Origin of the sequence: Klebsiella sp. 64 (genome assembly GCF_018223915.1) — a bacterium.
Classification (GTDB): domain Bacteria; phylum Pseudomonadota; class Gammaproteobacteria; order Enterobacterales; family Enterobacteriaceae; genus Klebsiella; species Klebsiella pneumoniae.
The window spans coordinates 1-11,579 of the sequence record NZ_JAGRQZ010000006.1 but is presented as its reverse complement, the minus strand read 5'-3'; the positions used below and the strand labels follow the sequence as shown (position 1 = coordinate 11,579).

Sequence of the window (11,579 nt, the reverse complement as noted above, 5' to 3'; positions counted from 1 at the left end):
AGATCGCACAATCCGGGCTGAGTTTCCTTTCAGTGATCTACTATTCCGCGCAGCTATTTAGCAGATACAGGGTAGCAAAAATGTTGGTTTCTGACATTACCCCCTCAATAATTACTATGTAAAAGCCACATTAAAACTATTTTACCGGCACCCTCATCTCGAATAGTCTCACTGAACAGCCTAATTCAGAAACGCATAAATAGCTATAGAGACTAAGATGAGAACCACATACCAGCAAACGTTGTTAATAAACTTCGTAAGTCGCGAAGATATCGACGAATGGCGAAATCTTTTTTTACCTAATTTCCCTGACTTGCGTATCGCGAGCTGGGATGACCCTTCAGTTGAGCCTGAAAGTGTTCACTATGTTTTAGTGTGGGAGCCTGAGAGAGGCAAGCTTGCTCAATTCCCAAATTTACGCGTGATATTAAGCGAGGCAGCAGGAGTGGATCATATTTTGAATGATTCGACAGTTCCCGCCAATATTCCAATCACTCGCATGGTTACGCCAGAAACTGAGAGCAGAATGGCTGATTATGTGACTATGGCATGTTACCTGCTTGTACGCCAGATTCCGCTGGTGATGCAGGCGCAGAAAAGGCAGAGCTGGAAAAATAAGCTAACAGGCAGACTAGTGAACGAAACGTCAGTAGGTATAATGGGTATGGGACGTCTAGGCACTGCTGTAGCTAAACGACTGTTGGCCAATGGCTTCACTGTGCGAGGCTGGTCGCGTACCGAGAAAAATGCCCACGGTGTACAATGTTACGCTGAAAACGATCAGTTAGCAGCTTTTCTTCGCGAAAGTCACATTTTAGTTAATTTACTTCCCGACACTATAGCAACACGTGGCATCATCAATGCAGAACTTCTAGAGCAATTACCTCCGAATGCAGGACTGATTAATGTTGGACGCGGCCACCAATTGGATCATGATGCGTTATTGGTCGGGCTAAACAACGGACATTTAAGCGGCGCTGTGTTGGATGTTTTTCCAGTGGAACCCCTACCGCCTGAAGATCCTTTGTGGACACATCCCCGGATAATCATTACCAGTCACGTTGCATCGTTGATTTCTAACACCGCTAAAGCAAAACAGGCTATTGAGATTATTCAGGCTGATCGTTCTGGATTGCCATTACCTTTGGTATTTAATCGTGAGTACGGTTACTAAATGTACAGAATAAATGCTCTGTGGGAATTAGTCAGAAAAGTTTACGGGAGGAGGGAAGAGGTTGAAACACAAGAAGTATGGCGTATTTATGACGATTACAATGCTAAACTCTTTATCGTGATCGGATAAATTCCATAGAGTCTGGCGAGGAAGAAATGAATGCAAAACAGGAGCAGTTAACAGCAGCGAGGCTTGCCGAAAACTACAAATTCGGTAAAAGGTAATTTTAGGAAACATAGAGTTATGTTCTAGCCTTTTATAGTACTATCACATACAACAAGACTCATCAATTGGTATTTATACAACCAAGGAAGCTTGTAAAATATTTGTTACCCTTCGGGAATCATCCCTAATAACAACTTATAATCTTCATCTAAGATATGCAAAAGTCTTATGTTGTTATAGTTTTTTTTAATTCAGAAGCAATATAATTAATATTTGTACAAAAGGAATGAGTAAGTGCATAATATTGAAAGTCACCGAGAAAGTTTTACCCCTTGTCTTGAGTAAGAGTTAACACCTGTCGTTATGAATGACTTGGCTTTTGTTTGACTGAATCCCCATATTGGCGCAGAAATCAAAATGTAACTTACACTGGCCATGCCTTAGATCTTGCCTTTAGGAAGATAATCATTATGTAATGTAACGTCATTCTGAAATTTCACCTGCTGCTGATAGTGGCTTCAAGGATGACATAGTTTCTTGCCGTACGACAATAGTTTCTTATAAACGATAAAGTGTATAAACCAAGTCACTTACTTAGGAAACCTCGTGAACATGAATGAACGTCAAATTCAAATCGCTCTTGTTCCCTCTTCCTGCATGTTTTCCTCTCCATGGTATGGGCTGTTGAGATCAACCACATCCACAACGATACGAATCTGATCTATTTGTGATAAAGCCTGAGGAACATACGTTATTATGGTTATTAACTGTGAGAACTTACGTCGGGCAGCGCAACGTGCGCTACCGGGCTTTGCATTCGATTATGTAGATGGTGGCGCTGACAACGAGCAGACTCTGAGACATAACAGAGAAGTCTTTGAACGTTGGATGTTTAAACCAACGGTATTAAAGGATGCAAGTGTACGCAGTCTGCATACACCACTTGGAAATGACCTATTAGCTGCACCGCTGCTGATAGCTCCAACTGGTTACAATGGCATGCTGCGTCATGAGGCCGATCAGATGCTAGCGCGAGCCGCCGCGCATAGCGGCATAGGTTATATTCAGAGCACCGTTTCGACGGCATCACTGGAAGAGACTGCAACTGTTAGCAGCGGGCCGCGCTGGTTTCAACTGTATGTTCTGAAGGACCGCGCTGTCACAGCCAACTTGATTGAGCGAGCGCGCCATTCAGGCTGCTCGGCGTTGGTAGTGTCGGTAGATGCAGTGCATTTCGGCAACCGTGAACGCGATAAATCGCACTACCGACGGCCGATGAAGCTTTCGTTCCGTGCGCTGGCAGATGTAGCACGGCACCCTGGATGGGTGTGGCGTACACTACGTCCTGCGGGGATGCCGGGCTTTGGTAACCTCAAACCTTACCTTCCCTCAGAGTTTCAGCGCGGTATGGGCGCGGCCACCTACTTCGCCCAACAGATGGATCCTACATTAACCTGGCAAACACTGGAATGGATACGCGAATTGTGGCCGGGGCCGTTGTATATCAAAGGTATAATGACGACTGAAGATGCATTAGCCGCACAACAACTAAAGGCCGAAGGTATTGTAGTATCTAACCACGGCGGTCGTCAGTTAGATGGAACATTTAGCCCAATGCTGGTTTTGCCAGACATCCGAAAGGCGGTGGGCCCTAACTTTAACGTGTTACTCGATAGCGGCTTCAGACGCGGTACTGATGTGGTAAAAGCTCTGGCGTTAGGCGCAAATGCAGTATTACTGGGACGTCCACTATTATACGCAGTGGCTGTAGGAGGCGAAGCGCTGGTGTCAGCCACCCTAGAGTCGTTGATCGCTGAAATCGATCGTACAATGGCACAGTTGGGCTGTACCGATATCACTGAACTTCATTCTGGACTGCTCCATCATGCAAGGAATTAACCGACGTACAGTTCCGCCTACATCTACACAGGCGATTATAAGACCCTATTTTTTTAGGTGTGAAGTTGCAGAAAGTTAGAAGACGGAAAGTACGTTATGATCCTTTACACTTGCTATATGAGTAAGCGTAGAGTGAGAACCATTTTGGCGAGCTAGGCCTATCAGGTTCGTAATACGGTGCGACATGGTGTAATTTCGCAGGCAATTGTGTTAAAACTCGTCGAACCCGGTTACGCATTTGTCTGCAATACACAGTTTAAGCCTGCAAGATGGGTCTGCGAGTGGATGACTTTTCTGCCGGTTTGAAGACCAACAACGTAGCCGTTGCTAGTGTTGAGCCTGCGTTGTGGTTAACACGAACCTACGTCCACAACTGCCCGCTCTTCATCTTCGTATTACCGGGCAACAGCACCGGTACGGGCATGTCATCGGTGTGGAGCTTGCCTTCAGTCAGCACATAGCACCGAAGCCCCCCTCCTGCGGGGTGAAAGGAGCTGGCAGCATCCCTCCACTCAGCCCGACAGCAGTGAGCTACTCAGCGGCCGTATACTTCAAACTGACGAAACTGCTCTGTGTGCTCTGGGTTAGAGCTCGGGCAAGCCTCGTCGTGAGAATAGAATTTGTCTACGGGCATGGGCTCAGTCCAATCAATCAACTTACGAACTCAGATCCCCAGATGGGGATTATCATTGGCCGGTAAATCTTAAGACTGTTTCAAAAAAAACGTATTCCGATCACGGCATAAGGTATATCAGCAAGCAGATGTCGAGAGATTGGTCCACCCAAATTTCATAAGGTCCTTTTCCATTTTAGGGAATAATTTCTCATTTTTTTATCTTTGAAGCTTTTTTAGTTACAAAAGAACAACCAATAAGAAACACTTATCACATTTTTTTTAACTCTTAGATATAGAAAATAACTAATTTCGCCAATAGAAGATTCTAAGTAATGATACATCCCTTGGTTTTCCTCGGACAACCTCCAGCCTGTAGCCACAATGACAACGGAAGGAAATAGCCATGTATTCTCTCCATACAGTGAAAAAATCAATTAGTGCGTTTTTCTGTGCAGGAATGATGTCAGTTACAACTCTCTCTGTTCATGCGGAAGAAGCCACGCATGTGAAAATGGGGATTGAACCTTGGCTGGGTTATGGTCAGTGGCATATTGCCTCGGCTAAAAATCTTTTTGAAAAGGAAGGTCTAAAACAAGTCGAGATCATTAATTTCGCTGAGGATAAAGATATTAATGCCGCACTGGCGAGTGGGCAGATAGACGCAGCTAATATCGCTACCCATACCGCGATGGGAATGATTTCCGCAGGTCTCCCAGTGAAGATTGTGCTATTACTCGACCAGAGCAATAGCGCAGATGCAATTCTGGCCACTAAAGATATTTTAAGCATTAAGGATCTCAAAGGTAAGCAGGTCGCCTACGAAGAAGGCACAACCAGTGATATTTTACTCAGAAGTGCCATAGCATCTGAAGGATTATCCTTTAATGATATAAAACCTGTTCCCATGCCTGCCGCTTCAGCAGGGAATGCTATAATAGCAGGACGGGTTCCTGTTGCTGTGACGTATGAGCCCTATCTGAGCATGGCCCAAAAAAGCGATACAAATCTTAAGATTCTATACAGTGGTTCCTCTGATCCAGGATTGATCAGCGATGTTCTGGTAATACGTGACGATTTCATCAAGACTCACCCTGATGCCATTAAGGCACTTATTCAGACCTGGGGTAAAGCGCTAGACTATTACAATGCCAATACGACAGAAGGTCGCGCTATTATCTCTAAAGCAGTGGGCACGACTCCAGAAGACTTAAATACGGCATTCGATGGCGTGAAATATTTTACCCTAAGCGATAACAAAGCACTTCTGGCTCACGACTTCACAACGAAAACGTTCCCCCATATTCTTAAAGCAGCAACTGCTGCGGGCATTATCACGCAGCCCATTACAACTGAACAAACCATCGATACTCGTTTCGCAAATGCGCAATAACCACATTAAAGATCTGTCCGCTGATTTTATAAGTGGTGAAGACTTGCACACGGAGGAATTATGAGTTCTCTCGAAACTCAGAAAGTAAATGTCCATGCCAAAAAAAGGCGGTATTCAAACTTATTAACCATAGGGAAAGAGCCTACACGTTCTCAGTTCCTCACAATCTCTGTAGCAGTTTTCGTGCTGCTCCTTCTTATATGGTGGCTTGCGACATCCAGCGGCACCATTAAACCCATTTTCCTGCCAGGAATCGAGAATGTCCTGCTTCGGATGATAACTCTTGCGCAAAACGGAACGTTACAGAGTGATATTGCCAGCAGCCTTTATCGCATGATCATTGCTTTCACTATTTCGTCATTAATGGCAATTATCATTGGTGTTTTAGCTGGGTGCTATGGGTTATTCAAGGCGATTGTTGAACCGCTTGTTGACTTTATCCGCTATATGCCAGTTGTTGCTTTCGTCCCCCTTACCATCTTGTGGACAGGCACTGATGATATACAGAAATTTCTAGTCATCTGGATCGGTACTTTTTTTCAACAGGTACTGATGATGATTGATGCGATTAAACGTGTTCCATCTGATTTTGTCGGTTTGGGCAGGACACTCGGCTTGTCAGACCGAAAAACTCTCCTCCAGATTGTCATTCCTTCCGCGTTACCCTCGATATGGGATGCATTACGCATAAGTCTTGGATGGGCATGGACATGGCTTGTTCTTGCTGAACTTGTAGCATCAACTTCTGGGCTTGGCTATCGGATCGTCGTTTCTCAACGCTATTTTCAGACAGATACGATCATCGGCTACATACTCCTGCTTGGTTTCCTGGGGCTCATTACTGATCAAATTATGCGTGCAGCTGAGCATGTACTTTTCCGTTACAACCGGAGACGTTCCTGATGGCAATTTTGACGCTTAATAAACTGGAAAAAAGTTTCTCATTGGGCAAGACCCGGCGTCAGGTTCTGCATGGCATTGACCTCACGCTCAACGATAACGAGTTCGTTTCTATTGTCGGCTCATCTGGATGTGGAAAAAGTACCATGCTGTCAATAGCTGCAGGTCTGGAGGATTTCGATAAGGGTGATGTTCTTGTTGATGGTGAATCAATAACAGGCCCAGGACTGGACCGTGGAGTGGTATTTCAGTCATACACACTGCTTCCCTGGCTGACAGCTAGAGGCAATATTGAGTTTGCTTTAAAAGCAGCAGGAACACCAGCCAGAAGATGCCGTGAAATCGCTCAAGAACATCTTGAACTTGTGAAACTGGGCAATGCTGCAGACCACTGGCCCAGCGAACTTTCCGGAGGAATGAAGCAACGTGTTGCCATTGCTCGAGCACTTTCCTACCGACCTAAGATTCTTCTGATGGATGAACCGTTTGGTGCTCTTGACGCCATGACTCGCCATCAAATGCAGCAACTACTTATCGAAATCTGGGAGAAACACCGCCTCACAGTAATGTTTGTTACTCATGATATCGAAGAGGCGGTCAGGCTTTCCGATCGGATAGTGGTAATGGGTCAAGGATATATAGACACCACTTTCCATGTTGAGTTATCTCGCCCTCGACAGGAGGGTATAAATCGTGAACCAGAATTCATTGAACTTCAGCATGAAGTACTGAACCGTATTCATCAACACTCCTAATTAACTGTTAAGGATTAAACATGTCTCCGACATTTCATGACCTTTCGAATTCCGAAGTACTGCCAACCCATTTATTCAAACGCACAGAATCTGATTTGTCATTTTTCATCGAAAAGGTCAAGCCGATAATTGAGGCCGTTAGGTCAGAAGGCGACCTGGCTCTAATCCGTTTCGCTCGTGAGTTTGATGGTGTGCGACCAGAGACCTTTTCTATAAAGGCAGAAGAGCAAGAGTTTGAAGACGCATTTGCCCGCGTTGACCCGGAGGTAATCGAATCAATTCGTTTCTCCGTCGAAAATGTTCGTGCATTTCATGAGGCACAGAAACCAGAAGAAATGTGGTGGAAGGAGATGAGACCGGGGGCTTTTGCCGGTGATCGCCATGTTCCGATAGATGCTGTTGCCTGCTATGTTCCTCGTGGTAAAGGCTCATTCCCGAGCGTACTGATCATGACTGCAGTCCCAGCCATCGTGGCGGGAGTCCCGCTTCCGGTCGTAATCACCCCTCCCGGCCCCGATGGGAAGGTCGATGATGCAACGTTGATTGCTGCGCGTCTTGTTGGTATCAAGAATGTGTATAAATGTGGTGGCGCACAAGGTGTGGCTGCAGTCGCGTTTGGAACTCAGTCAGTACCAAAATGCCTCAAAATCGTAGGACCTGGCAGCCCATGGGTAGTGGCTGCGAAACGTCAGTTATCAAGCCTAATTGATCCAGGTATACCAGCAGGGCCGAGTGAGAGCCTGATTCTGGCTGATGACTCTATCGATGGTGCGCTGGCAGCGCTTGATCTTCTTATAGAATCCGAACATGGCCCAGATTCATCAGCTTATTTGGTAACTTCTAGCCCTCGTGTAGCTGAAGAAGCTATTGCCGCATTACCCATGTACTGGAAACAAATTGGAGAAAAACGTGCAGAGTTCTCCCAGAAAGTTTTGTGCGGCTCTCACGGAGGTGTGGTGCTGACAAAGGATTTCTCTACAGCTATTGAGTTCGTAAATCAGTACGCACCTGAACACCTGGAGGTACTTGCACAGGAACCTATGGATGTAATGACGAAAATTCGTAATGCCGGTGAAATATTACTTGGCGAACATACTCCAATCACTCTGGGTAATTTTGTACTTGGCCCTAATGCTGTTCTGCCAACAAACAGCGCAGCGAAAACGTCTGGTCCTCTCTCCGTTTTTGATTACCTCAAGAGAATCTCCATCGCCTATGTAACAAAAAGTGGCTACAAAGATCTGGCACTGCAAGCTAAACGCCTTGCAGAGTATGAAGGATTCCCTGGGCATGCTTTAGCCGTTTCGGACATTCGCCAGGATTTGCTAAAGGGAAGTAAGAATGACTGAACTTTTACGCCCACCCTATGCAGCGGAAGCGCGCAGGTTGACGCAGGAAGGCAAGTGGGAGTTGGCCAGTGAAAAGCTCAGCCAACTGATCACCGAAGTTACTGGCGAACAAACATTAAGCCTGCAGATTAATCGTGACCAATATAGTCTGAATTCTTTGAATGGGCGTGTTTCATTGGTAAATGGCCGTTCCTTTTTCTTTAAGTATCATCATGAAGAGGGAGAAGAGCAGACTATTCAAGAATATTACCGGGCGGCACTTTTGCGAGATCACGGTTTTGATGTAGATATCCCCGTCTACGCCTGCGGAGAACCTGGACGCCAAATTCTACTGTATAAGCTTCGCGATGATAAGCGGCTAGCAGATGTTTGCCGAGAGATTGAGACCAAATCGGACTGGGAGAAAATAGGACCGGTTATCGAAGCTCAACGTTATGCTGATCACAACATTTTATCCCATACGTTACCGACCTTGCGCATGGCGTCAACTGAGAAAGTAGCATCTGAACCCATTCATCAGTTGTTCTGGAATCGGCTAGTTTCGCCTGGCCATGACATCGGCCTTGGTGGTCGTGTAGCCAGCTTTTATGTCAATCAGGAATTTATTCTTGGTGACATGCAGTTGGACTGGCAGACACTGAGTAGTCTCCACTGGCGTATAAATGGCGTGTCATATGACAAAAGTCTGCGAGAGCTCTTTTTAGAGGCTGGTCGTGAGTTAGACCCTCAGAGGTTAGCAGATCATGGAGTCGTTGTTGCTCACGGCGATGCCCATAACGCTAATGTATGGTATGAAAACCATCACAGCAAACCCAGGCTGGTTAGTTTTGATCCTGCCTTTGCCGGAAGTTCCATTCCAGCGTTGCTGGCTGAAATTAAGGCAACTTTCCATAATATATTTGCTCATCCTTGCTGGCTGTATGAAGCGGATGAAGCGGCAGAACGTTATAACGTGAGTGTAGCGCGAGATGGCAATACCCTTACTGTCAACCATGACTGGCAACTGACTCCTTTACGTAAAGCATTCCTTGAAAGCAAAGGGGAATTGTACTGGAAACCTCTGCTGACAGAAATGAAACGAAAGGGATGTCTACCTGATAACTGGCATCAAATTATGCGTCTTGCTCTTTTCTGTTGCCCAACATTAGTTATGAACTTACGGGGTGGTTCTGACAGCGTTCATAATGCAACAAGTTCAGCCATAGGTTTTTCCATTGCAGTCATGCTGGGTTGCGATGGGGATGATTATTTTAGCCGATGGATGTCCGCTCTTATGACGGAGAACTAATATGAAAGCAGTACGCTTATATGGTATCAGGGAAGTTAAAATAGAGCATTCTTCTCCACCGACGTTAAAATCGGGATGGGCTAGAGTTCAAGTACATGCTGCGGGAATATGCGGTTCTGATTTACACAATTTCATAACCGGCAAATGGTTTAGCCGGTTGCCTGTTACGCCCGGTCACGAGTTGTTCGGAGTGATTGCTGAAATTAACGAAAGCGAAAGTCTATTCAGAGTCGGTATGCGCGTCGTCGCTGATTCTCGGGTATGGTGTGGAAGTTGCTTTTTTTGCCTTGCCGGGGAAAATAACCTCTGTGAAAAACTAGGCTTTGTCGGTGAAGTATTCGATGGCGGATTCGCTGAAGAAGTGATACTTCCCCTACAAAACTTACTGATTGTCCCTGATAGTGTTCCTGATGATATCGCCGTGCTGAGTGAACCTCTGGGTGTTGCACTCCGGGTGATTAATCAACTGAACCCATCTGCAGGTGACACGGTTTGTGTAGCTGGTGGGGGGACGATAGGCGGCTTAACCGCATTACTGCTTAGCCGGCTAAAAAAATGCCGGGTTCAGCTACTGGAACCTAATAAACAGCGTTATCAATTACTCTCATCAGTTGTTGGCCTTTCACCGCCCGGCACATTTTCATTAGCCGTTGAAGCTTCCGGACACCCGGCCGCGCTCATTGATCTCCTGAGTAGTATCAGGTCTGGTGGACGCATTGCCCTCGTGGGTATTTTTCATCATTCGAAGGGGCTGGATCTTAATAAGGTAGTTGAAAAAGAGATTACTCTTATTGGCTGTAGTGTGTTCCAAGATGAACAGAATGAGGCATTGCAGGTAATGGCTTCACTGGCGGAGGATTTAAGAAAGCTGATTGCGCCTCCCATTACTCTTGATGAGCTACCGGATGCCTATATGTCTCTCATCTCAGGAGACTCTCACTATCTCAAAACGGTGACCAATCAATGAATGTGTTATCTACATTTTCGCTAAAAGGAAAAAGAGCCCTGGTAACCGGTGCGACCAGAGGAATTGGTTATGTCCTCGCCAGAGCTCTGGCACAGGCAGGAGCCAGCGTCATTATAACTGGCAGGCATCAAGCCACCCTCACTAAAGCGGTTGACGCACTTACCCTGGAAGGTGCTGAAATCACAGGATTACTTCTGGATGTGACACAAACATCTCGCATTACTGAGGTCATTTCTGGCATTGGTAGAATCAATATTCTGATCAATAATGCAGGCATTGAGCAGGTTTGTCCGTCACTTGAAGTAAATGAAGCGCTTTGGGACAACATTGTCGGGACCAACCTGAAAGGGGCTTTTTTCTGTGCTCAAGCAGTAGCGAAAACCATGGCTAGTACTGGAAAAGGTGGAGTTATTATTAACCTCTGCTCATTAACCAGTTGCGTTGGCGTATCTGGCGCAGCGGCCTACGGTAGCTCTAAATCGGGATTGGTCGGGCTAACGAAAGCGCTCAGTACGGAATGGGCGGCTCATAACATTCGGGTGAACGGTATCGGGCCGGGATATTTTGAAACAGAGATGACGCAAGTATTTTATCAAGATGCACAGTGGCGTAGTACTATGCAGCAAAAGATCCCCCTTGGGAGATTTGGTGAGTTAGATGACCTCGCGGGAAGCGTGGTATTTCTTAGCTCAGAGGCCGCTAAATATATTACCGGACAAACTTTATATATAGATGGCGGCTATTTGTCCTCTATTTAACGGTTTTATTGGGCTTTGTTGAATAAATCAGATTTCGGGTAAGTCTCCCCCGTAGCGGGTTGTGTTTTCAGGCAATACGCACGCTTTCAGGCATACCTGCTTTCGTCATTTTGTTCAGCGCTCGTACCAGGGCCATAGCCTCTGCAACCTGACCATCGTAGTCACGCAGTGTCAGTGAACCTCCGAACAGCTGTTTTACCCGGTACATCGCCGTTTCCGCTATCGAGCGACGGTTATAATCTGTTGTCCATTTCCACCGCGCATTACTCCCGGTCAGCCGCTGATTCGCAACAGCACGGTTACGGTCTGCATATTCAC

At 46.1% G+C, this 11,579-nt stretch carries 9 protein-coding genes and 2 pseudogenes; 9 read left to right on the top strand and 2 right to left on the bottom strand.

Features of this window, described 5'->3' with window-relative positions:
• Positions 1-217 precede the first annotated feature (217 nt).
• Positions 218-1,174: a glyoxylate/hydroxypyruvate reductase A gene (locus KHQ23_RS07315; RefSeq protein ID WP_032445132.1), complete on the top strand. Its 957-nt coding sequence runs from the start codon at positions 218-220 to the stop codon at positions 1,172-1,174.
• Positions 1,175-2,095: 921 nt separating this feature from the next.
• Positions 2,096-3,238, top strand: coding sequence for an alpha-hydroxy acid oxidase (locus tag KHQ23_RS07310; protein WP_049117514.1), 1,143 nt, complete (start codon positions 2,096-2,098; stop codon positions 3,236-3,238).
• A 233-nt stretch (positions 3,239-3,471) separates the two neighbouring features.
• On the opposite strand, the pseudogene KHQ23_RS26285 reads toward KHQ23_RS07310, so the two are convergent.
• A pseudogene (locus KHQ23_RS26285) lies at positions 3,472-3,830 on the bottom strand (transposase); the annotation flags it as partial.
• Between the two features lie 427 nt (positions 3,831-4,257).
• On the opposite strand from KHQ23_RS26285, the gene KHQ23_RS07305 reads away from it, so the two are divergent.
• Genes KHQ23_RS07305 through KHQ23_RS07275 form a run of 7 tightly spaced genes read left to right on the top strand, consistent with a single transcriptional unit; the run spans position 4,258 to position 11,261 of the window.
• Positions 4,258-5,244: an ABC transporter substrate-binding protein gene (locus tag KHQ23_RS07305; RefSeq protein ID WP_049117516.1), complete on the top strand. Its 987-nt coding sequence runs from the start codon at positions 4,258-4,260 to the stop codon at positions 5,242-5,244.
• A gap of 60 nt (positions 5,245-5,304) precedes the next feature.
• On the top strand, positions 5,305-6,147 hold the full coding sequence (locus KHQ23_RS07300) for an ABC transporter permease (protein ID WP_049117517.1): 843 nt from the start codon (positions 5,305-5,307) through the stop codon (positions 6,145-6,147).
• Positions 6,147-6,899 (top strand): ABC transporter ATP-binding protein, encoded by a 753-nt coding sequence (locus tag KHQ23_RS07295; protein WP_032445134.1) that lies wholly within the window; start codon positions 6,147-6,149, stop codon positions 6,897-6,899. The genes KHQ23_RS07300 and KHQ23_RS07295 overlap by 1 nt, the downstream gene beginning before the upstream one ends.
• A gap of 20 nt (positions 6,900-6,919) precedes the next feature.
• A complete protein-coding gene (gene hisD / locus KHQ23_RS07290) occupies positions 6,920-8,248 on the top strand; it encodes a histidinol dehydrogenase (RefSeq protein WP_032445135.1) in 1,329 nt (442 codons plus the stop codon).
• Positions 8,241-9,536: a hypothetical protein gene (locus KHQ23_RS07285; RefSeq protein WP_032445136.1), complete on the top strand. Its 1,296-nt coding sequence runs from the start codon at positions 8,241-8,243 to the stop codon at positions 9,534-9,536. Before hisD ends, KHQ23_RS07285 begins: the two co-directional genes overlap by 8 nt.
• Before the next feature lies 1 nt (position 9,537).
• On the top strand, positions 9,538-10,503 hold the full coding sequence (locus tag KHQ23_RS07280; protein ID WP_049110374.1) for a zinc-binding dehydrogenase: 966 nt from the start codon (positions 9,538-9,540) through the stop codon (positions 10,501-10,503).
• Positions 10,500-11,261: an SDR family NAD(P)-dependent oxidoreductase gene (locus tag KHQ23_RS07275; RefSeq protein ID WP_032445138.1), complete on the top strand. Its 762-nt coding sequence runs from the start codon at positions 10,500-10,502 to the stop codon at positions 11,259-11,261. Before KHQ23_RS07280 ends, KHQ23_RS07275 begins: the two co-directional genes overlap by 4 nt.
• 67 nt (positions 11,262-11,328) lie before the next feature.
• On the opposite strand, the pseudogene KHQ23_RS07270 reads toward KHQ23_RS07275, so the two are convergent.
• Positions 11,329-11,579, bottom strand: a pseudogene (locus tag KHQ23_RS07270) (IS5/IS1182 family transposase); the annotation flags it as partial.